The following is a 21,398-nucleotide window of genomic DNA, read 5'->3' on the forward strand; positions in this document are numbered from 1 at the left end:
CCGCCCATGACCGTCCAGTTCCCCGCCGCGAAAACCTGGACCGCCGATGAGTTCCTGCGCTCGGCCGAAAGGCACGAGGGCAGGTTCGAACTCGTGGACGGGCGGATCGCCGACGTGATGATCGATGTCACGCGCGATCACGTCCGCCTCGCGACGCGGCTGATCCTGGCGCTCGGCACTCGGCTGGATCCTGAAATCTACGATGTTGGCACGGCGGATTTCGGCGTAAAAATCTCGCCGCGCGGCGTGCGGTTGCCGGATGTCTTCGTCGATCGTTTCGCCGGGGGCGAGGGCCGGGATCTCGGGGCACCCGCTCCGGTGCTTCTCGCCGAGATCCTCTCGCCCTCGTCCTTCGCCCGCGACTTCAAGCCGAAGGCGGTCGAATATACGAGCCTGCCGACGCTCCTCCATTATCTCGTCCTGTCGCCGGACGAGCCGCGCCTCTGGTTCTGGAGCCGGGACGAGGCCGGCGGTTTCGCCGAGCCGGCGCTTCTCGAAGGGCCGGAGGCGCAACTCGAGCTTGCGGGCCTCAGTCTCTCACTGCCTCTTGCGGAACTCTATCGCGGCATCGCATAAGGCGCGCAATCTCTTCCGGGGTGTCCGATGACCCTGAAATGCCGCATCATCCCCTGTCTCGACGTCAAGGACGGCCGCGTGGTCAAGGGCGTCAATTTCGAGGGCCTCGTCGATGCCGGCGATCCGGTCGAGGCGGCGACGGCCTATGACGCGGCGGGGGCGGACGAACTCTGCTTTCTCGACATCACAGCCTCGTCCGAGAACCGCGACACGATCCTCGACGTCGTCGCTCGCACCGCCGAGCGCTGCTTCATGCCGGTGACGGTGGGCGGCGGCGTGCGGGAGGTCATGGATTTCCGCCGTCTGCTTCTGGCCGGCGCCGATAAGGTCTCGGTCAACACGGCGGCGGTGAAGCGGCCGGAGCTCGTCGCCGAGGCGGCCGACAAGTTCGGCGACCAATGCGTCGTCGTCGCGATCGACGCCAAGCGCGTCTCCGCCGTCGGCGAGGCGCCGCGCTGGGAGATCTTCACCCATGGCGGCCGGCAGGCGACCGGCCTCGACGCGATCGAATTCGCCCGCCGCGTCACGGCGCTCGGCGCCGGCGAGATCCTTCTCACCTCGATGGATCGCGACGGCACCAAGGCCGGCTTCGATCTCGAACTGACGCGGGCGGTGAGCGACGCGGTGCCCGTGCCGGTGATCGCCTCCGGCGGGGTCGGCACGCTCGATCATCTGGTGGCGGGCGTGCGCGAGGGCGGGGCGAACGCGGTTCTCGCGGCCTCGATCTTCCATTTCGGCACGCATACGATCGCCGAGGCGAAGGCCCATATGGCGGCGGCGGGTCTGCCCGTCCGCCAGGACCCCGGCAGCGCCGGCCTGGCGGTGGCCTCGTGAGCGCCTTCACCCTCGCCGATCTGGAACGGATCGTCGCCGGCCGCGCGACCTCCGACGATCCGTCCTCCTATACCGCCAAGCTCGTGCGCAAGGGTCTGCCGAAGACGGCGAAGAAGCTCGGCGAGGAGGCGGTTGAGGCGGTGATCGCGGCGCTGACCGAGGACGAGGCGGGTCTCGTCGGCGAAAGCGCCGATCTTCTCTACCATCTTCTCGTGGTGCTCCATCTGCGCCGGGTGCCGCTCGACGCGGTGATGGCCGAACTCGAACGGCGCACGGCCGAAACGGGTCTTGAGGAAAAGGCGCGGCGTCCGGCCGAGGAGCGCTGAGCCGGATGGACCAGCTCGTCCCTTCGCAATTCTCGCCCTATCGTTTCTTCGCGGCCGAGGAATGGGGGCGGTTCCGCGCCGGCCAGCCGCTGACGCTGACGGAAGAGGAGGTGCGGCGCCTGCGCTCGCTCGGCGATCCGGTGGATCTCGATGAGGTCGGCCGCATCTTCCTGCCGATCTCGCGGCTGCTTTCCGCCCATGTCGAGGCGAGCCAGCTCTTGTTCCGCCAACGCCGCCGCTTTCTCGAAGGACAGGATTCGGTCAAGACGCCCTTCATCATCGGCATCGCCGGCTCGGTCGCCGTCGGCAAGTCCACCACGGCCCGCATCCTGAAGGAATTGCTGGCCCGATGGCCCTCCTCGCCGAAGGTCGACCTCGTCACCACCGACGGTTTTCTCTACCCCAACGCGGTGCTGGACGCGGAAGGCCTGATGCGCCGCAAGGGCTTTCCGGAGAGCTACGACGTCCCGCGCATCCTGCGCTTCCTGTCCGATCTCAAGGCGGGCGTCCGCCATGTCGAGGCGCCGGTCTATTCGCATCTCGTCTATGACGTGGTGAAGGGCGCGAGCGTCGCCGTCGATCAGCCGGATATCCTGATCTTCGAAGGGCTGAACGTCCTCCAGGTGCGGCCGATGCCGCCGGACGGCAAGGCGGTGCCCTTCGTCTCCGACTTCTTCGACTATGCGATCTATATCGATGCCGAGGAGGCCGATATCCGACGCTGGTATCTCGACCGCTTCATGCGGCTGCGCGACACCGCCTTCCGCGATCCGCAGAGCTTCTTCCACCGCTATGCCGCGATCGGCGAGACGGAAGCGCTCGACATCGCCGAAGGCCTCTGGCGCGACATCAACGCCCGCAATCTCCACGAGAACATCCTGCCGACCCGGCCGCGCGCCGACCTGATCCTGCACAAAGGCGAGAACCACCGCGTCGATCAGGTGGCGCTGCGCAAACTCTAGTTCGCGCATGATCCCCATCCTCACCACGGGCCGCCTGCTGCTCCGGCCGCTGGAACTCACTGATGCGGCCGCGATCCAGGCGGTCTTTCCGCAATGGGAGATCGTGCGGTTCCTGTCGAAGACCGTTCCCTGGCCCTATCCGGCCGATGGCGCGGAAACCTATCTGCGGGACGTCGCGCTGCCGGCCATGGCGCGCGGCACCGAATGGCACTGGACGCTTCGGCCGCGCGACGCGCCGCTGACGCTGATCGGCCTGATCAGCCTGATGGACCGGCCGGACGAGAACCGTGGCTTCTGGCTCGATCCCGTCTGGCAGGGTCGGGGGCTGATGACGGAAGCGGTCGAGGCCGTCACCGATTTCTGGTTCGAGAGTTTGGGGCGCGAGGTGTTGCGGGCGCCGAAGGCCGCGGCGAACCGGGCCTCGCGCCGTCTGTCGGAGCGAACCGGCATGCGTTTGGTGGCGACGGCGGAGCGCGCCTATGTCGGGGGTCCGATGCCGGGGGAACTCTGGGAGATCACCCGCGACGAATGGCGCGCCCGGCGGTGCGCGGCGACGGAAGAGCACCCGATTCCGGCGGACGATTGAGGCCGCGTTCACGCCGACGGGGCGCGACAAGGCGGCGGACGGCCGCTAGAAGACGACGATCATGAAGGCTGGAGCGTTCCACGTGAAACAATCGCCGCGCCGGTTCGGGACCTATGAGGTGCTGCGTCTTAAGGACGGCGTGTTCGAGGCCGGGCCGGAGGTGCTCATCCATGCCTCGGGCGAAGCGGCGCGCGAGCGGCTTCGTGCCGAATGGGGCGAGGCGCGTATCCGGATCGACGTCAATGCCTTCCTTCTGCGCGATGCGTCCGGCGTGACGCTGGTCGATGCCGGCACCGGCCCGGAGTGGGGGCCGAATTTCGGCCATCTGCGGCAGGAGCTGGCGGCTCTCGGCATCGCGCGCGGCGATGTCCGGCGCGTGATCCTGACACATATTCACGGCGACCATGCGCTCGGCCTCTTCGACGGCGAGGAGCGCTATTTCCCGGAGGCCGAGATCCTGGTGCCGATGGCCGATCTCGCCTTCTTTCTCGACCCCCGCCAGCGCGAGCGCCTGCCGAAGGCGCGCCAGGGCGCCTTCGATATCGCGGAGCGGCTGAAACGCCTCTATGGCGCGCGGCTCGTGCCGATCATGGAGGGCATCATACTTCCCGGTATCGAAGCCGTGGCGCTGCCCGGCCATACGCCGGGCCATACGGGCTATCTCCTGCGTGATGCCGCCGGCGGGCTGCTGCTCTGGGCCGATGCGCTGCATCTGGAAGAGCATCAGGCGCGCGATCCCAATGTCGGCCTCGCCTTCGACATCGACCCCGAAGTCGCTGCCCTGACGCGCCGGAGCATTCTCGAACGCGCGGCGCGCCAGGGCTGGATCGTCTGCGGCGGCCATCTGCCCGATTTCCGCTGGGTGCGGGCCGAGGGGCAGGGCTTCCGGCTGCTCCCCGCCTGACACGGGCACCGGCCGACCGGTGCCCGGATCGGAACGTCGGGGACCCGGCAAGCGGGCAGGGCCGCGCCGATCGCTTCCCATCAAATCTGCGCTAGACCGCCGTCGACGAAAAGCTCAATGCCGTTGACATAGGCCGAGTCGGGCGAGGCGAGGAAGCGCACGACATGGGCGATGTCGTCCGGCTGGCCGATCCGGCCGGCGGGCGCGGCGTCCGCCGCCCAGGCCTCGAAGGCTTCCAGCTTGCCGGCGTCCTGGCCTTGCAGCTGCTCCACCAGCGGCGTGCGCACCGGGCCGGGGCTGACCGTGTTGACGCGGATGCGCCGGGTGCGCAGGTCGTTCGCCCAGGAACGGGCGAAGGAGCGCACCGCCGCCTTCGAGGCGTTGTAGACGCTGAGATTCGGCATGCCCTTGATCGAGACAATCGAGCCGATGAGGATCACCGAAGCGCCGTCCGACAGCCGGCCGAGCAGCCCCTGCACCGTGAAGAACAGGCCCCGGACATTGAGATCGAAGGTGCGGTCGAAATCGGCCTGGCTCGTCTGGCCGAAGACCGTCGTCTCGGCCGTGCCGGCATTGGCGACCAACGTGTCGAGGATCACGCCGTCCGCTGCCAGCCGTTCGGCAACGAGCGCGATGTCGCCGAGATCGGCCATATCGGCCTGAAGTCCGACCACGCCCGGAATGTCCCGCTCGGCGGCGTCGAGCTTGGCCCGGTCGCGGCCCGTCACATAGACGCGGCGGCCCGTCGCCGCCAGAACTTCCGCCGTCGCTCGGCCGATGCCGGCCGTGCCGCCCGTGACCAGAGCCGCCTTGATGTCAGTCATCGCAATTCTCCGTTGGTTCGGAACTACGATAGTACGATAATTCCGAACAATGGAAATCGCAATCGGTTCGTGCTACATCCTCGCCGTGCCGAGTTTTATGCATCCCCCCGCCGAAGCTCTGGAGCTTCACCACGTCCTCTCCGCGCTCGCGGACCCGACGCGGCTTCAGATCGTGCGCGAACTCCATCGCGCCGGGAACGGCCTGAACTGCATGAATGCCGCCGCGCCGTTCTGCCGGGTGCCGAAATCCACCCTGAGCGGCCATTTCCGCGTGCTGCGCGAGAGCGGGATCGTCACGACGACGAAGCGCGGCGTCGAGAACATCAATGTCCTGCGCTACGACGATCTCGAGGCGCGCTTTCCCGGTCTGCTGCCGACCATCCTCGGCTTCGTGCCGGCGCCCGAACCCGTCACGGTCTGATCGGGGGGACGAGAGCCTCACGCCGCTTTCACCCGACCGCCAGCAGGGCGTCCGCGAAGGCGTCCGGCGCTTCCTGCGGCAGGTTGTGGCCGGCGCCCGGCACGATGCGCTGCTGATAGGGGCCGGTGAAATGCGTCGCGTCTGTATCCTCCGGCGACGGCGGATCGACGCCATCATCGGCGCCATGGAGCGCGATGGTCGGCACCGCGATCGGCGGCTGCGCGGCGAGCCGCGCCTCGATCGCGTCGAGACGGGGATCGCCCGCGACGCCGCCGAAGCGGTGGCGGTAGGAATGGATCACGATCTCGACGAAGTCCGGATTGTCGAAGGCGCGGGCCGTCGCGTCGAAGGTGGCGGCGTCGAAGGTCCAGCTCGGCGACCACAGGCGCCAGATATAGCGGCAGAGCTCGCGACGGTTTTCCGAAAGGCCCCGCCGTCCCCGTTCGGAATGGAAGTAATATTGGTACCAGAAGCGGTGCTCGGCCTCCGGCGCCTCCGGCTCCGAGCCTTGCGGGATGTTCTGGATGTTGTAGCCGGTGCCGCCGCTGACGAGACCGGTGACGCGTTCGGGATGCAGCGCGGCGACGATGCAGGCGGCGCGTCCGCCCCAGTCGTAGCCGCCGAGCACGGCTCGCGGGATCGCCAGCGCGTCCATGAAGGCGAGAAGATCGATGCCGAGCGCCGCCTGCTGCCCGGAGCGCGGCGTGTCGAGCGAAAGGAAGCGCGTCGCGCCATAGCCCCGCAGATAGGGCACGAGGCAACGCCGTCCCGCCGCCGCGAGGCGCGCCGCCACCCCGCCATAGGCATGGACGTCATAGGGAAAGCCGTGGAGCAGGATCACCGGCGGGGCCGTGCCGCCCGTCGGACCCAGCTCCAGATAGGCGATGGCGAGATCACCGGCTTCGACCTGCAGCATGGCGTGGTCTCCCGAGCGCACGAGGACACGGATCTAGGAGACCGGCGCCGGGCGGAAACCGCCTGCCGCGTCCCGATCCCGTCGCGAAACACGCATCATCGACCTTGCATCGTCCAGGACGGCTCCCATGCTGTCGCGGCCGCTCCGGTCCTGGCCCCGCGGCGATTCGCAAGGCGCGGGTTCCGTTTGATGGCTCTGATCGACCGCTATATCGCCATGCCGCAGTTTCACGAGACGCATCGGCTCCGCGTCGCCGCGCCGCCAGCGGCGGTGCTCGGCGCGGCGCTCGCCTATCGCGCCGAGAGCGATCCGCTGTTCCGGCGCCTGATGACCTTACGCGAATATCCGATGCGGCTGCGCCAAAGGTTCGAGCCGGATGTCCGCCCGCCGCCCGCCTTCGACATCGACGCCTTCATCCTGCTCGAACGGAACGAGAGCGAGGTGCTCTACGGGCTCGCCGGCCGGTTCTGGCGAACCGATTTCGGGCTGGTGCCCGTCGTGGACGCCGAAGCCTTCCGGCGTCTCGACACGCCCGGCATCGCCAAGCTCTGCCTCGATTTCACCGTGGCGCCGGACGGGGAGGGGAAGACGCGGCTCGGCACGGAAACGCGGGTGATCTGCACGGACGCCGCCGCCTGGCGCCGCTTCGTTCCGTATTGGCTGCTGATCCGTCCGGCGAGCGGACTGATCCGCCGACGGATCCTCGCCGGCATCGGTCGGGAGAGCGCGGTGCTGCCGGCTGAGGCCTGATCCACAGCGCCGCGCGGCCCGGCCGCCATGCCCCCTTGCGCAATGGCGCGGCAATGTCACATTCGCCGCCTATCGAAGCGCGGCCGCCAAGGGACGGGCGGCCGCCTTGCCAGGATCAGTCCCGTCCGATCCCGACGGAGCCTTCATGACAGATTTCAGCCGCCGCGACCTTCTGAGCCTTCTCGCCTCGCTCGGAGTCGCCCTGCCGCTCGGCCAGACCGCCTTCGCCGCCGAGAATGTCGCGGCGGATGCCGCGGCCGGCACGCAGATCCGCTTCGGCGATCCGGTGCCCTATTCCTTCGAGCGCCTCGTCGAGGAAACGCGCCAGCTCGCCGCCAGGCCCTATGTGCCGGAAGTGCCGCGCTTCGCCGACGTCATCGAGCGCATCGACTACGATCAGCACCAGCGCCTGCGCTATCGCAAGGACGAGACGCTGGAGCTGAACAACGGCCAGGCGCCGATCCGCTTCTTCTATCTCGGCCGCTATTTCAAGATGCCGGTCGGCATCAACGTGGTCGACGGCGGCACCTCGCGCCAGCTGATCTTCGATCCGAAGCTCTTCGAGATCCCGGCGGACTCGCCGGCTAAGGAACTGCCCGACGATATCGGCTTTGCCGGCTTCCGAATCCTCGAGCCGCATTCCGAGCGCGACTGGATCGCCTTTCTCGGCGCCGCCTATTTCCGCACCTCGGGCGAGCTCGACCAGTTCGGCCTTTCGGCCCGCGCCCTGGCGATCGACGTGGCGATGCCGACGCCGGAAGAGTTCCCGCGCTTTACCGACTTCTATCTTGGACCCTCCGACATCGGCGGACGAGTGAAGATCGCCTGCCGCATGAACAGCCCGCGCATCACCGGCGTCCTGGAAATGGACGTGAAGAAGGACGGGCCGATCGTCATGGAGATCCGCTCCCGCTATTTCGCGCGCGAGGCCATCGCCCGCGTCGGCATCGCCCCGCTCACCTCGATGTTCTGGTATTCCGAGACCGATCGGCCGCGCCGCGTCGACTGGCGCCCGGAAGTCCACGATTCGGACGGCCTCGCGCTCGTCACCGAGGGCGGCGAGCGGATCTGGCGCCCGCTGAACAATCCGGCCCAGGTGATGACCTCGACCTTCGGCACCGGTTCGCCGAAGGGCTTCGGCCTTCTGCAGCGCGACCGGAACTTCGTCAATTACGAGGATGACGGCGTCTTCTACGAGAAGCGCGCCAGCGTCTGGATCGAGCCGAAGGGGGAATGGCCGAAGGGCGCGGTGCAGCTCGTCGAGATCCCGACCGACGACGAGATCCACGACAATATCGTCTGCTACTATCTCTCGGAAAAGCCGGTCGAGAAGGGCGATGCGCTCGCCTACGACTATCGCCTGACCTGGGGCAAGGACCAGCCGAACCGGCCGGATCTCGGCGAGGTCGTCGCCACCCGGATCGGCCGGGGCGGCATTCCCGGCCAGCCGCGCCCGGCGGGCGTCGTCAAGATCGTGGTCGATTTCGACGGCGGACTGGTGGCCAAGCTCGATCGCGACGCGAAGGGCGTCGAGCCGGTCGTTTCCACCTCGCGCGGCACGATCGAGAAGATCGACGCCTATTCGGTGAAGGTGGACACCGCCTGGCGCGTCGTCTTCGATCTCAAGGTCGAGGGCCAGGCGCCGGTCGAACTGCGGCTCTTCCTGAAGGACAAGGACCGGGCGCTGACCGAGACCTGGTCCTATCAGTTCCTGCCGCTCGCGCCCGGCGCCAGCGGCTGAACCGAACGATCGGACGGCGCGGCGGCGATGCCGCCGTACCTCGCCTTCCGGTGTCCGGGGCGGAAAAAGTCAGCCGGCTTCCGCCTCGTCCGCCGTCGCGATCTCCGCGAAGGGCGCGACGATCCGGCAGCGCAGCCCGTCCGGCGCATAATCCATCTCGACCTTGGCGCCGTCGCCGCCGCCGAGACCCATTTCCACGAGCCGCGTGCCGAAGCCCTTGCGCGCCGGCCTCTCGACCGCCGGCCCGCCCTTTTCCCGCCAGTCGATGACGAGAAGGGCCGGAAGGCCGTCCCGCGCCTCGCGAAAATGCCAGTCCACCTCGACCCGTCCCTCCGGCATCGAGAGCGCGCCGTATTTCACCGCATTGGTCGCGAGTTCGTGGATGATCAGCGACAGAGTGAGCGAGGCCTTCGGGCCGATCTGCACCGGCGACCCCAGCACCGCGACACGGCCGCTCTGATCGTGGATCGCCACCGCCGCCGCGACGATCGCGGCGACGGAGGCGGCGTCGCGCTGGCCGGACAGGAGGATGTCATGCGCCTTCGAGAGCGCCTGGATGCGGTCGATCAGCGCCCGCCGGGCGCTCGGCACGTCCTGCGCCGAGCGCAGCGTCTGCGTCACGATGGAGGAGACGATCGCCAGCGTGTTCTTCAGCCGGTGCGCCAACTCGAAATTGAGGAGGCCCCGCCGGTCCTCCGCCGCGACGCGCTCGGAGATGTCGTTGAAGAGAATGCCGACCCGGTTCGGCGCCGCGCCGTCGAGGCGGAAGGCGTAGCTCTCGTACCAGCGGCCCTCCAGGCCGGCCGCGCGCTGCCGGAAGCGCACCGCCTCGCCGGTCCGGGCGACCTTGCCATAGGTCTCGAACCAGAACTCCTCGTGATCGGGCACGAGATCGCGCATCGTCCGGCCGAGCGCGTCGGCAAGACCGGTCTGGCGGGCGAAGGCCTTGTTCAGTTCGACATAGCGGTAGTCGACGGCCCGGCCGTCCTCGAAGATCATCTCGACGACGCAGAAGCCCTCGTCGATCGAATCGAACAACGTGCGGTAGCGCCGGTCGGCCTCGGCCGCCAGCGTCTCGTGCCGCCGCCGCTCGCTGATATTGTGGAAGGTGACGGCGAAGCGGTCGGGATCGAGCCGGCGGGCGCGCACCTCGTACCATTCGCCGTCCGTCCAGCTTTCGAGGCGGATGGTCTCTCCCCGGTCGGCGACGCCGCGATAGGTGGCGATCAGCGTCTCGGCCGAGCCGGGCAAAAGCTCGCGCACGCGCCGGCCGACGGCGCCCGCCCGCCCGGGCAGGCGCTCGAAGGCCGGATTGACGTCGAGATAGCGGAAATCCACCATCTGCCCGGCCGCGTCGCGGATCGGCTCGGCGATGTAGAAGCTCTCCTGCATGTCCTCGAAGAGCGTGCGCCATTTGGTTTCGCCAAGGCGCATCTCGATCTCGTCGCCGGCGATGCGCCCGATCGCCGCAAGGCGCGAGAGATCCGCCTCCTCCCAGACGCGCGGCGCGGCATCGACGGCGGCGAGGACCCCGACGAGCTCCCCGCCGACGAAGAGCGGCACGCCGAGATAGGCCGAGAATTCGCTCGCCCCCGCCGCCGGGTCGCCGACGAGCCGCACGTCCGTCGCCAGATCCTCGACCACGAAGGGACGGCGCCCGGCGATCACATGGCGGCAGATGAGATGGGCGAGCGGCAGGCCGGGACCGTTCGCGAAGAGTTCGGGCGCGAGGCCCCTTTGCGCGGCGAAGACCTGCTCGTCGCCATGGCAGAGCGAGACGAAGACGGCGGATGCGCCGAGGACGTCGCGCGCCAGTCCGACCAGCCGGTCGAACTGGTCCTGGTCGCCCTTGGCGAGAAGACCGCTGCGTTCGAGCGCGCGCATATGCACGGCGCTCCAGCGCGGCGTTTTCGCGTCGACGTCGGCTTCCTCGTCCATTCTCGTGATGCTGCGCCCCCGCCTGGCGGCAATCACCGAAAGCTTAGTGAGATTCGCAAAGGGAGGGAAGATAGTCCTTTCTTTGCCGCGCCCTCCGCGACGATTTCGCCCGGCGCCGCGCCGAAACGCGTATCGGGGCGGAGGCGGCATCATTTCGCTTGAGCCCGTTCCCGACATCGGCTTGAAAAGCCGTCGTCGCCAGCCCAGCTTCGCGCGGGCGACCGGAATGACGCGAGACGGCGACGACCATGCCAGATCCCACCCCGCCGCACAGGCCGGCGATCCTGATCGTCGAGGACGAGCCGCTGCTCCTGATGGACGCGGTCGACATCGTTCTCGACGCCGGGTTCAAGGCCTATGAGGCGACCAGCGCCGCGCAGGCGATCGCGATCCTGGAACGCGCCGACGACATCGTCCTCGTCTTCACCGACGTGCAGCTCGCCGGCGGCGTCGACGGGCTGAAGCTCGCCCGCATGGTCCGCGACCGCTGGCCGCCGATCAAGCTCCTCGTCTCCTCCGGCCGGGCCGTGGTGCGGGAGGAGGACCTTCCCCCCGCCGCGCTGTTCCTGCCGAAGCCTTACCGGGCCGGCGACGTGCATCGCCTCCTCGATCGCCTCCTCGAAATCGCGCGGTAGACGAATGGCCTCTGGATCGCCGATTTCGTCGGGACCGCTGCGTGTTCTGCCCTCACGCCTCCAGGAACTGGAAGCGGAGAACGCGCGGCTGCGCGCGCGGCTCGACGCGCGCGGCCCGGAATCCGACGCGCGCGCCGGCTTCGCCGGACCGTCCCCGGCCGAGGCGCCGCTCGATCCCGTCGCCGCCGCGGCGCTGCGCGCCAGGCTCCTCGTCAACGAGGAACGTCTCGCCTTCGCCTTCGAGGCCTCCGGCTCCATCGGCTGGTGGGACTGGGACATCGCGGCGGACCAACTCTATACGAGCGCCCAGTTCGCCCGCATGTTCGGCGTCGAGCCGGAGGCGGCGGCCAAGGGCGTGGCCCTGTCCCGCTTCATCGACGGCATCCATCCCGACGATCGCGAATGGGTCGGGGCGCGCATCGCCGAGGTCATCGCGGCCGGCGGCGAATTCGCCGAGGAATATCGTCTCCTCCACCGCGACGGCGAGGTGAGTTGGATCTTCGCGCGCGGGCGCGGCTATCTCGACGCGGCCGGCCGGGCGATCCGCTTTCCCGGCGTCGCGGTGGACGTGACGCAACGCAAGCTCAGCGACATGCGCAAGTCCGCGCTGGTCGAGCTCGGCGACCGGCTGCGCGAGAGCAACAGCCTCGAACATATCGCCTATACGGCGGCCGAGGTGATGGCGCGCGCCCTCGGCGCGACCCGGGCCGGCATCGGCACGATCGACCATCTGAACGAGACCGTGGTGATGCAGCCGGACTGGCGGGCGCCCGGCGTCGCCAGCGTCGCCGGACTGCACCATTTCCGCGACTATGGCAGCTTCATCGACGATCTGAAGCGCGGCGAGGCGGTGGTGATCGGCGATGTCGCCACCGATCCGCGCACGCAGGGCAATGTCGAGGCGCTGCTCGCCATCGGCGTCCGGGTCCTCGTCAACCTGCCGATCATCGAACATGGGCAGCTCGTCGCCGTCGCCTTCGTGCATCACGACCGGCCGCATGACTGGATCGAGGGCGAACTGAACTTCGTGCGCGCCGTTGGCGACCGGACGCAGGCGGCGATCGCGCAATTGCGGGCCGAGGAGCAGCAGCGCCTGCTCAACCGCGAGCTCGGCCATCGCCTGAAGAACAATCTCGCCATGGTGCAGGCGATCGTCGCGCAGACGCTGCGCAACGCGCCCGATCTCGCCGCCGCGCGCCAGTCACTGTCGCAGCGTCTGGCGACGCTCGGCCGGGCCCACGAGCTTCTCCTGTCGGGCAGCATCGACGGCACGGACATCGCCGCGATCGCCCATGCGACGCTCGCGATCCACGACGACGGACAGGGGCGCCTGCGGATATCCGGCGCGCCGACGGAGATCGGCTCGGCCGCCGCGCTGTCGCTCGCCCTCATGCTGCACGAACTGGCGACCAATGCCGCCAAATACGGCGCCCTTTCCGTGCCGGAGGGGCAGGTCGCCCTGGAATGGACCATCGCGCCGCGCGACGAGGAAGGGGCAGAGCGGCTCGTCCTCCTCTGGACCGAGCGCGGCGGCCCGCCGGTGCGCCCGCCCGAGCGGCGCGGCTTCGGCTCGCGTCTCATCGAGCGCGGGCTGGCCGGGGCGACGGGCGGCGAGGTCGAGCTCGACTATCGCCCGGAAGGACTGGTCTGCCGCATGTCGGTGCCGCTGGCCGGCCTGCAACGGGACGGCTAAGGCAAGGGGTCCGAAGCGGCGAAGCGCCCACCGGTTGTCGCCTCATGCAACTTTTCGCCGCCTGAGGAATTCGGGCGGCATGGGCACGATCGACAGACACGCCGTGGCGCTGGTCGCCGAGGACGAACCGCTTCTGCGCATGGAAGCGGCGGACACGCTGGAAGAGGCGGGCTTCACCGTTTTGGAGGCCGCGACCTCCGACGCGGCACTGCGCCATCTCGAGGCGCATGGCTCGATCGAACTGCTTTTCACCGATATCGAAATGCCGGGGCCGATCGACGGCATCGGTCTCGCGCGCGAGGTGGCGCAGCGCTGGCCGGGCGTCTCGATCGTCGTCTGCTCGGGGCGCTATAGTCTCCAGCCCGGCGATCTGCCGCGCCAGGCGCGCTTCATCGCCAAGCCCTTCACGCCGGATCTGATGATCCAGGCGATCGAGACGGCGATGCGCTGATACCCGCCATGCGCCGCCGCGTTCACCCGCAGGAGAGGAGCGGCGTGTGACGGTTCAGCTGAGATAGCCCATCTGCGCGGCGATCGCGACGGCATGGGTGCGGTTCGAGGCGTTCATCTTCTTCGTCGCCGCCGCCAGATATTGCGAGACCGTATATTCCGACAGCGACAGGATGATGCCGATCTCGGACGAGGTCTTGCCGAGCATCGCGAGCTTCAGGCAGTCGCGCTCGCGCGGGGTGAGGGGGTTGGAGCGCCGGTTCTCCTCCAGGCGGCAGGCGGCGAGGATGCCGAAGGCGCCGAAGCTGGCGAATTGCAGCTCCGTCGTCTCGTTCGGCGACAGTTCCGTCCGGGTGCCGGACAGAGCCAGCGCGCCGGTGAAGCTCGCCATGCCATGGACCGGGACGAAGACGCCGCCGCGAATGCCATGGGCCTCGAGCAGGCGGGCGGCGGGATTGGGCTCGTCCGGCGCGTCGCTCGGATGCAGCGATTCGATGTCCCAGACGAAGGGCGTCGGCCCCGCCTTCACCGCGCGGATGACCGGGGTGTAGCGCAGAAGCCCGAGCTTCTCGTAGGCCTTCTGGAATTCCGGCTCCCAATTGCCGAGGATCAGCTTTAGCTCGGCGCGGACGTCGTCGGGCGAGGGAATGGTGAAGATCGCATAGCGCGAATAGCCGTAGGCCTCGGCGATCGCGGCCAGCGCCTCGTGCAGCAACCCCTCGTCCCACGGCATCGGAATGGCTTCCAGGATCGTTGCCGCCGACATCCGCTCTTCCGCCATAATCGTCGCCCCGGCGGAAGCCAGGCTCCGCCAAGTTTCGCTCACAGAACGAATTCTGCCGCGAGAATCAATGAGTTACTTAGCGCCTTCGACACAGTGAACACTTCCAGGCAGCGAATCGCATCATAACGCAAATGCGTCCTTGTGGGGGCGAAAACCGTTCCGCTTGTCGCGCGGAACACCTGCCCTGTGCTGTGAGCATAGCTTGCTAAGGAAATTGGCAAAAGCGTAGAACGCTTCCCATCTACGCGCAGCCATGCGTTTCGTCGCATGCCGCGTTCGGCCCGGCCGTCCCTCGCCGGGCATCATCATGGACCGCACATGACCGATTTCTCCCCTCGCGAGATCGTTTCCGAACTCGACCGCCACATCATCGGCCAGAAGGACGCCAAGCGCGCCGTCGCCGTCGCCCTGCGCAACCGCTGGCGCCGCCAGCAGCTCGACGATTCGCTGCGCGAGGAGGTGATGCCGAAGAACATCCTGATGATCGGCCCGACGGGCGTCGGCAAGACCGAGATCTCGCGCCGCCTCGCGCGCCTCGCCGGCGCGCCCTTCATCAAGGTGGAGGCGACGAAGTTCACCGAGGTCGGCTATGTCGGGCGCGATGTCGAGCAGATCGTGCGCGATCTGGTGGAGATCGGCATCTCGCTGGTGCGCGAGAAGAAGCGCGAGGAGGTGAAGGCCAAGGCGCATCAGGGCGCCGAGGAGCGCGTTCTCGACGCGCTGGTCGGCAAGACCGCCTCGCCCGCGACGCGCGACAGCTTCCGCAAGCGCCTGCGCGCCGGCGAGCTGGACGACAAGGAGATCGACATCGAGGTGGCCGACACGGCCTCGCCGCTCGGCGGCATGGAGATCCCCGGCATGCCGGGCGCCAATATCGGCGTGCTGAACCTTTCCGAGATGTTCGGCAAGGCGATGGGCGGGCGCACCAAGCCGCGCCGCACCAGCGTGCGCGATTCCTATGCCCTTCTGATCAACGAGGAATCGGACAAGCTGCTCGACGGCGAGCAGGTCGTGGCCGAGGCGATTCGGGCGGTGGAGAACAACGGCATCGTCTTTCTCGACGAGATCGACAAGGTGGCGAACAAGGACGGCCATGGCGGCGCCGGCGTCTCGCGCGAGGGCGTGCAGCGCGATCTCCTGCCGCTGGTCGAGGGCACGACGGTCGCGACCAAGCACGGGCCGGTGAAGACGGACCATATCCTCTTCATCGCCTCCGGCGCCTTCCATGTCGCCAAGCCCTCCGATCTCCTGCCGGAGCTCCAGGGCCGCCTGCCGATCCGGGTCGAGCTCAGGGCGCTGACCAAGGACGACTTCCGCCGCATCCTGACGGAAACCGAGGCCAGCCTCATCAAGCAATATGTGGCGCTGATGAAGACGGAGAACGTGACGCTGGAAGTGACGGAGGACGCGATCGACGCGATCGCCGATCTCGCCGTCAGCCTCAACGGCTCGGTCGAGAATATCGGCGCCCGGCGTCTCCAGACGGTGATGGAGCGCGTCCTCGACGAGATCTCCTTCGAGGCGCCCGACCGGGGCGGCCAGACCTTCACCGTCGATGCCGCCTATGTCCGCAAGGCGCTGGACGGCATCGCGGGCAATGTCGACCTGTCGCGCTTCATTCTCTGAAGCGGGACGGGACCGGCGCGAACCCGGCCGCGTGCCGGGGCGCGGCGGTCAGAACTCCTCCCAGTCGTCGGCCCGCGGGCTTGCCTTGAGCGCCGCTCCGCCCCGGCCGGTCGCCTTCATCTGCGCGACGGGCCGGGCGGACGCGGGCAGGGGCGCCGGCCGGCGCCCGGCCGGCTGGCGCGCCGGGCCGCTGCCCGTCCGGGTCTGGAAGCGCTGCGTCAGCCGCGCCAGCTCCTCGGTCTCGGAGGCGAGCGTCTGGGCCGCCGCCGTCGTCTCCTCCACCATCGCGGCGTTCTGCTGCGTGACCTTGTCCATCTGATCGGCGGCGGTGGAGACGTCGCGCAGCGACAAAGCCTGGTTCTTGGCCGAATGGGCGATCTCGCCGACGATCCGCGCCATGTCGCCGACCGTCGCGACGATCTCCTCCAGGCTCTCGCCGGAGGCCGTCACCAGCTCCACGCCGCTCGCCACCTGGGCCGAGGATGCCGAGATCAGGCCCTTGATCTCCTTGGCAGCTTCCGCCGAGCGCTGCGCGAGGCCGCGCACTTCCTGGGCGACGACCGCGAAGCCCTTGCCCGCCTCGCCGGCGCGTGCCGCCTCGACGCCCGCGTTCAAAGCCAAAAGGTTCGTCTGGAAGGCGATCTCGTCGATGACCCCGATGATCTTGCCGATCTCGACCGAGGACTGCTCAATCTCGCCCATCGCCTGGATGGCGCGGCCGACGATGGCGCCGCCCTTTTCCGCGCGCGTCTGGGCGAGGCTCGCCGCCTCGCGCGCCTGACCGGCGCCCGCCGCCGTGGCGTCGATGCCCTGCGTCACGTCGCCGAGCGCCGCGACCGTCTGTTCGAGGCTCGCCGCCTGCTGTTCGGTGCGCTGCGACAGGTCGCCGGCCGCCACCGTGATCTCGCCGAGCCCGGTGCGGATCGTGCCGACCGCCCCGACCACCGCGCCGATCGCCTCTTCCAGCGCCGCGACGGCCTCGTTGTAGTCCTTGGCCATCTCGGCGAAGGCGCCGGGCAGCGCGACGTCGGTGCGGGCGGCGAGATTGCCGCGCTTCAGTTCGGCGAGCGCCACGGCGAAGGCCTGCAAGGCCTTTTCCTGCTCCTTCGCCGCGCGGTCCCTCGCCTCGTCGGCGGCGCGGCGCTGGGCGTCGATCGCCTCCAGATAGACCGAGACGCCGTAATCCATGTCGAGCAGCGCCGCCTTCACCATCACGGCGATCTCGCGGCCCAGCTTGTCCGCGCCGTTCCGGCCGAAGCGCGACGGCCAGCGCCGGCGCATCACCTCCTCGATCAGCGTCTCGACGATCAGCGCATAGCCGCCGATATACCAGCGCGGCTCCAGCCCGAGCCGGGCATGGACCTGCCCGACGGCCCCGACATTGCGGACATAGGTCTCGTCATAGGCGCCGGCCGCGATCTTGGCCCAATGCTGCGCCTGGCGCGCCTTCGCCTGGCCCATATGGGCGTCGTCGGCGAAGAAGGCGCGGGTCTGCGGCGTCGCCTTGGCCCTGGCATAGAAGGTGTCGAGCGCCGGCCCGATCGCGCCGCCGATCACCGGTCCGATCTCGCGCAGCGAGGCGAGCGCCGAGGCGTCGAGGCCGATGAAGGCCAGACGCTCGCCGAGGGAGGACGGGTCCATGGAAGAGGTCATTGCGGGTCTCTGAAGGCGAGGCGTCGGGCAGTCCCGCCGAAAATGCCCGAGCGGCGGTTAAGACCCTGTTCGGCTTGTCGCGAGGTCCAGGACCTCGTTATGAAAATTGTCCTTAGCCGACTTCCATTCCGTTTGGCCTGCGATAGTCTCGCACGGCCGCCACGCTCCTTTCGCGGCCAAGGGATGAGGCATGACCGGGCTTTCCTTCGACACCGCCCTTCGCGTCGCCGGGGTCGGCGCCTTTCAGCGCCGGCTTCTTGGCGTTTTCGGCCTCGTCTGGGCGGCGGATGCGATGCAGGTCCTCTCGGTCGGCTTCGCCGCCGCCTCGATCGCCGCCAGCTTCGGCCTGTCGGTGCCGCAAGCCCTGCAGAGCGGCACGGCGCTGTTTCTCGGCATGCTGGTCGGCGCCTCCGTGCTCGGCCGTCTCGCCGATCGCTTCGGCCGCCGGCCGATCCTGATCGCCGGCGTCCTGATCGACGCCGTCTTCGGCATCGCCTCCGCCTTCGCGCCGGATTTCGGCTGGCTACTCGCGCTCCGCTTCCTCACCGGCATCGGCGTCGGCGGCACGCTGCCGGTGGATTACGCGATGATGGCGGAATTCCTGCCGGCGGAGCGGCGCGGCCGCTGGCTGGTGATGCTGGAAGGCTCCTGGTCGATCGGCACGGTGCTGGTGGCGCTCGTCGCGCTCGCCGCCGCCCATGTCGAAGGCGTCGAAGCCTGGCGCGTCATCTTCCTCGCCGCCGCCCTGCCGGGCCTCGTCGGCCTCGGCCTGCGCTTCGGCCTGCCGGAATCGCCGCTCTACCTTCTGCGTCGCGGGCGGCGGGACGAGGCGCAGGCGGTGCTCGACCGCGTCGCCCGGATCAACGGCCGTCTGGCGCCGCCGAGCCTCGCCCCGTCCGAGGCCGCGGATCAGGGCCGCCCGCCCTTCTCCGCCCTGTTCAAGGGCGAGCTGCGCCGCCGCTCGCTGCTCCTCCTCCTCGTCTGGTTCCTCGTCTCGGCTTCCTATTACGGCGTCTTCGTCTGGCTGCCGGTGAAGCTCGCCGGCACCGGGCTCGGCTTCCTGCGCAGCCATCTCTTTCTCGTCGCGGTCGCGCTGGCGCAGATTCCGGGCTATGCGCTCGCCGCCTATGGGATCGAGACCTGGGGCCGACGGCCGACGCTGATCGGCTTCCTCCTTCTCAGCGCCGCCGGCTGCCTGCTCTACGGTCTCGGCAGTTCGGCCGGCTTCGTCGCGGCGGCGACGCTGATGATGAGCTTCGCCCTTCTCGGCACCTGGGGCGCGCTCTACGCCTATACGCCGGAACTCTTCCCGACGGGCCTGCGCTCGACCGGCATGGGCGGCGCCGGCGCCATGGCGCGGCTCGGCGCGCTGCTCGCGCCCTCGGCGCTGGCACCGGTGATGGCGATCGGCTTCGGCGCGGCGCTCGCCGCCTTCGCCGCGCTTCTCGTCCTCGCGGCCGTTCTGGTCTTCGCCGTGGATGTCGAGACGCGGCGGGTCGCCCTCGCCTGAGGCGGCTCAGGCGGCTCGGCTCGGCCGCGTCGCCGTCTCGGCGGGAATCTCCAGCATGCGGATCTTCGCCGCGCCGTCCGGCCGGACCGTCAGCAGGCCGCCGGACGGGATCGGCGCCCAGCCGCCGCCATTCTCGTCGCAGGGTTCCGAGGCGATGACGAGCCCATCGCCTTCCGCCCGGCAATAGAGCGAGGGCGGCAGCCCGTCGCTTGCCCAGCGGAAGGCATGCAGCACCGCGCCGTCCGAATGGACGGCGGCGAAGCGCAGCGGCTCGCCGGTCTCCTCCGGGCGCACCGCCGCAACGATCCGGGCGAGCGTCCGCGTCATCGCGTCCACCGGATCGGTGTCGAGCCCGGCGCCGAGCGCGGCGAGAAAGATCGCCTCGGAATCGCTGGTGCCCTTGCGGGCGGGATAGAGTTCGTCCGGGATCAGCGCGTCGACGCGGCGCCGCAGCCGGTCGTAGCCGCCGATCTGGCCGTTATGCATGAAGAGATGCCGGCCATGGGCGAAGGGATGGCAATTGGCCGTCGCCACCTCGCCGGAGGTCGCGGCCCGCACATGGGCGAGGAACAGCCGGGCCCGGATCTGACGGCAGAGCGAGACGAGATTGGCATCCGACCAGGCGGGCAGGATGCCGCGATAGAGCCCCGGCTCCTCCCGCTCGCCATACCAGCCGACGCCGCAGCCATCGGCATTGACCCGCGTCTTCGCCTCGCGCGCCGAGGAGGCCTGGGCGATCAGCGAGGCCTGCGGCCGCACTAGCAGCTGTTCCAGGAAGACCGGCGGACCGGCATAGGCGAGAAAGCGGCACATGGCGTTTCCTGGCGTCCGGGAGGGCAGGGGCCGCCTCCCTCGCGCCCGCGCATTCGGACAGGCTAGGCGGCGAGCTTGGCGCGAAGCTGATCGCCGGAGGTTCCGAGCGCGAATTCGCTCGCCGCCGCCGCATGGAGCCGCGTCGAGTCGAAGCCGGGCAGCGGCAGGCGATCGGGATCGAGGAGGAGGCAGATCTCCGTGCAGCCGAGAATGACGGAATCGGCGCCGGCGGCCCGTCCCGCCTCGATCACCTCCAGCATCGCGGCGCGCGAGGCCTCCGACACGGTGCCCTGGCAGAGCTCCTCGAAGATGACGCGGTGGACCAGATCGCGCCCGGCCGCGTCCGGCACGAGGGGGACGAGGCCGCAGGCGGCCTCCATGCGGCGATGGTAGAAGCCGTGCTCCATCGTATAGCGCGTCGCGAGGAGAAGCGGGCGCTGCCGGCCGCCGGCGCGGAGCGCCGCGCCGGTGACGGCGACGATGTCGATCAGCGGCACCTTCACCGCCGCCGCGACGGCATCCGCGACGAGATGCATGGTGTTGGTGCCGATCAGAATGCATTCGGCCCCGGCGGCTTCCAGCTTGGCGGCGCTGGCGGCGAGCATCGCGCCGGCGAGGTCCCAGCGGCCCGCCTTCTGCAGCGCGACCACGGCCGAGAAATCCAGCGAATGCAGGAGGATGTCGGCCGAGGCGAGACCGCCCCGCCGCGTCCGCGCCGCCTCGTTGAGAAGGCGGTAATAGACCGCGCTCGATTCCCAGCTCATGCCGCCGATCAGGCCGATCGTCTTCATCGTCTCGTCTCCCGCGAAGGTCATGAAACTGTCGCATGGAGCGCGCGCAATCGGCGCGCCTTCTTGGCGGCGATCGTCTAAAAGCGTGCATCAGATCGGCGCCGAGGCCGCGATCTGTGCATCACCGTTGCATGCGTGAAAGATGCGGCGCATCATCCTGCCATGCTGGACGATCGCGACCACACGCTGCTCACCTTGTTGCAGGAGGATGCCGACCGGCCGATCGCGGACCTCGCCGCTCGGGTGGCGCTGTCACCCTCGGCCTGTTCGCGCCGCATCCAGCGGCTGGAAGCCGAGGGGCATATCGCGCGGCGCGTCGTGCTGCTCGATCGGGCGCGGATGAACCTGCCGACGACGATCTTTGTCCTGGTCAAGACCTCGCGCCATTCGCCTGGCTGGATGGAGGAATTCCGCAGCGCCCTCGCCACCGTGCCGGAGATCGTCGAGGTGCATCGCCTCACCGGCAATGTCGACTACATCCTGAAGGTCGTCCTGCCGAATGTCGAATATTACGACACGGTCTACAAACGGCTCGTGTCGCGCGTCGAGCTCTTCGAGATGTCGGCCTATATCTCGATGGAGACGCTGAAGGCCGGCACGGCGCTGCCGACGCGCTTCGCCTGACGGACCTGCGGCATCTCGCGCCGGAACCGGGGCCGGGTCCA

22 protein-coding genes are annotated in these 21,398 nt (G+C 69.0%); 15 read left to right on the forward strand and 7 right to left on the reverse strand.

The window, feature by feature from the left end:
* The first annotated feature begins 6 nt into the window (after positions 1-6).
* The 6 genes from IEY14_RS13855 (at position 7) to aidB (ending at position 4,188) form a co-directional block, all read left to right on the forward strand.
* Positions 7-576: a Uma2 family endonuclease gene (locus IEY14_RS13855; RefSeq protein WP_188909440.1), complete on the forward strand. Its 570-nt coding sequence runs from the start codon at positions 7-9 to the stop codon at positions 574-576.
* A gap of 27 nt (positions 577-603) precedes the next feature.
* Positions 604-1,410, forward strand: a complete 807-nt coding sequence (gene hisF, locus IEY14_RS13860; protein WP_188909441.1) for an imidazole glycerol phosphate synthase subunit HisF — start codon at positions 604-606, stop codon at positions 1,408-1,410.
* On the forward strand, positions 1,407-1,736 hold the full coding sequence (locus IEY14_RS13865; RefSeq protein ID WP_188909442.1) for a phosphoribosyl-ATP diphosphatase: 330 nt from the start codon (positions 1,407-1,409) through the stop codon (positions 1,734-1,736). Before hisF ends, IEY14_RS13865 begins: the two co-directional genes overlap by 4 nt.
* Positions 1,737-1,741: 5 nt before the next feature.
* Positions 1,742-2,698 carry a type I pantothenate kinase gene (gene coaA, locus IEY14_RS13870; protein ID WP_188909443.1) on the forward strand — a complete coding sequence of 319 codons (957 nt, stop codon included), beginning with the start codon at positions 1,742-1,744 and terminating at the stop codon, positions 2,696-2,698.
* Between the two features lie 7 nt (positions 2,699-2,705).
* Positions 2,706-3,284 carry a GNAT family N-acetyltransferase gene (locus tag IEY14_RS13875; RefSeq protein WP_188909444.1) on the forward strand — a complete coding sequence of 193 codons (579 nt, stop codon included), beginning with the start codon at positions 2,706-2,708 and terminating at the stop codon, positions 3,282-3,284.
* An 82-nt stretch (positions 3,285-3,366) separates the two neighbouring features.
* Complete coding sequence (aidB, locus tag IEY14_RS13880; RefSeq protein ID WP_188909445.1) at positions 3,367-4,188, forward strand: AidB family quorum-quenching N-acyl homoserine lactonase; 822 nt, start codon at positions 3,367-3,369, stop codon at positions 4,186-4,188.
* Positions 4,189-4,268: 80 nt separating this feature from the next.
* Here aidB and IEY14_RS13885 read toward each other — a convergent pair whose 3' ends face one another.
* Positions 4,269-5,012: an SDR family NAD(P)-dependent oxidoreductase gene (locus IEY14_RS13885; protein ID WP_188909446.1), complete on the reverse strand. Its 744-nt coding sequence runs from the start codon at positions 5,010-5,012 to the stop codon at positions 4,269-4,271.
* Positions 5,013-5,097: 85 nt separating this feature from the next.
* Here IEY14_RS13885 and IEY14_RS13890 point away from each other — a divergent pair, with 85 nt between their 5' ends.
* On the forward strand, positions 5,098-5,433 hold the full coding sequence (locus tag IEY14_RS13890) for an ArsR/SmtB family transcription factor (RefSeq protein WP_373288986.1): 336 nt from the start codon (positions 5,098-5,100) through the stop codon (positions 5,431-5,433).
* A 28-nt stretch (positions 5,434-5,461) separates the two neighbouring features.
* Here IEY14_RS13890 and IEY14_RS13895 read toward each other — a convergent pair whose 3' ends face one another.
* Complete coding sequence (locus IEY14_RS13895; protein WP_188909447.1) at positions 5,462-6,349, reverse strand: alpha/beta fold hydrolase; 888 nt, start codon at positions 6,347-6,349, stop codon at positions 5,462-5,464.
* A 189-nt stretch (positions 6,350-6,538) separates the two neighbouring features.
* On the opposite strand from IEY14_RS13895, the gene IEY14_RS13900 reads away from it, so the two are divergent.
* Together IEY14_RS13900 and IEY14_RS13905 are read left to right on the forward strand one after the other, a co-directional pair.
* Entirely contained in the window at positions 6,539-7,099 is a 561-nt protein-coding gene (locus IEY14_RS13900; protein WP_188909449.1) for a hypothetical protein, read from the forward strand.
* A gap of 145 nt (positions 7,100-7,244) precedes the next feature.
* Entirely contained in the window at positions 7,245-8,840 is a 1,596-nt protein-coding gene (locus IEY14_RS13905; protein ID WP_188909451.1) for an OpgD/OpgG family glucan biosynthesis protein, read from the forward strand.
* 69 nt (positions 8,841-8,909) lie between these two features.
* On the opposite strand, the gene IEY14_RS13910 is transcribed toward IEY14_RS13905, so the two are convergent.
* On the reverse strand, positions 8,910-10,724 hold the full coding sequence (locus IEY14_RS13910; protein WP_210318419.1) for an HWE histidine kinase domain-containing protein: 1,815 nt from the start codon (positions 10,722-10,724) through the stop codon (positions 8,910-8,912).
* A 302-nt stretch (positions 10,725-11,026) separates the two neighbouring features.
* Here IEY14_RS13910 and IEY14_RS13915 point away from each other — a divergent pair, with 302 nt between their 5' ends.
* From IEY14_RS13915 to IEY14_RS13925, 3 genes are all read left to right on the forward strand, one after another.
* Complete coding sequence (locus tag IEY14_RS13915; protein WP_188909456.1) at positions 11,027-11,413, forward strand: response regulator; 387 nt, start codon at positions 11,027-11,029, stop codon at positions 11,411-11,413.
* A gap of 4 nt (positions 11,414-11,417) precedes the next feature.
* Entirely contained in the window at positions 11,418-13,106 is a 1,689-nt protein-coding gene (locus IEY14_RS13920; RefSeq protein WP_188909458.1) for a sensor histidine kinase, read from the forward strand.
* A 79-nt stretch (positions 13,107-13,185) separates the two neighbouring features.
* Positions 13,186-13,557, forward strand: a complete 372-nt coding sequence (locus tag IEY14_RS13925) for a response regulator (protein WP_188909460.1) — start codon at positions 13,186-13,188, stop codon at positions 13,555-13,557.
* 54 nt (positions 13,558-13,611) lie between these two features.
* Here the strand turns inward: IEY14_RS13925 and IEY14_RS13930 are convergent, their stop codons facing one another.
* Positions 13,612-14,322 (reverse strand): helix-turn-helix transcriptional regulator, encoded by a 711-nt coding sequence (locus IEY14_RS13930; protein WP_244639483.1) that lies wholly within the window; start codon positions 14,320-14,322, stop codon positions 13,612-13,614.
* 336 nt (positions 14,323-14,658) lie between these two features.
* Here IEY14_RS13930 and hslU point away from each other — a divergent pair, with 336 nt between their 5' ends.
* The gene (gene hslU / locus IEY14_RS13935; protein WP_188909462.1) at positions 14,659-15,966 is read left to right on the forward strand and encodes an ATP-dependent protease ATPase subunit HslU; all 1,308 of its coding nucleotides are present in this window, start codon (positions 14,659-14,661) and stop codon (positions 15,964-15,966) included.
* 48 nt (positions 15,967-16,014) lie between these two features.
* Here the strand turns inward: hslU and IEY14_RS13940 are convergent, their stop codons facing one another.
* The gene (locus IEY14_RS13940) at positions 16,015-17,619 is read right to left on the reverse strand and encodes a methyl-accepting chemotaxis protein (RefSeq protein ID WP_188909464.1); all 1,605 of its coding nucleotides are present in this window, start codon (positions 17,617-17,619) and stop codon (positions 16,015-16,017) included.
* 190 nt (positions 17,620-17,809) lie between these two features.
* On the opposite strand from IEY14_RS13940, the gene IEY14_RS13945 reads away from it, so the two are divergent.
* The gene (locus tag IEY14_RS13945) at positions 17,810-19,129 is read left to right on the forward strand and encodes an MFS transporter (RefSeq protein WP_188909466.1); all 1,320 of its coding nucleotides are present in this window, start codon (positions 17,810-17,812) and stop codon (positions 19,127-19,129) included.
* Between the two features lie 6 nt (positions 19,130-19,135).
* Here the strand turns inward: IEY14_RS13945 and IEY14_RS13950 are convergent, their stop codons facing one another.
* The gene (locus IEY14_RS13950; protein ID WP_188909467.1) at positions 19,136-19,942 is read right to left on the reverse strand and encodes a class II glutamine amidotransferase; all 807 of its coding nucleotides are present in this window, start codon (positions 19,940-19,942) and stop codon (positions 19,136-19,138) included.
* 62 nt (positions 19,943-20,004) lie between these two features.
* Entirely contained in the window at positions 20,005-20,733 is a 729-nt protein-coding gene (locus IEY14_RS13955; RefSeq protein WP_188910107.1) for an aspartate/glutamate racemase family protein, read from the reverse strand.
* Between the two features lie 162 nt (positions 20,734-20,895).
* Here IEY14_RS13955 and IEY14_RS13960 point away from each other — a divergent pair, with 162 nt between their 5' ends.
* Positions 20,896-21,357, forward strand: a complete 462-nt coding sequence (locus IEY14_RS13960) for an Lrp/AsnC family transcriptional regulator (protein WP_188909468.1) — start codon at positions 20,896-20,898, stop codon at positions 21,355-21,357.
* Positions 21,358-21,398: the final 41 nt, after the last annotated feature.

This window comes from Aureimonas endophytica (assembly GCF_014642635.1).
Classification (GTDB): Bacteria; Pseudomonadota; Alphaproteobacteria; order Rhizobiales; family Rhizobiaceae; genus Plantimonas; species Plantimonas endophytica.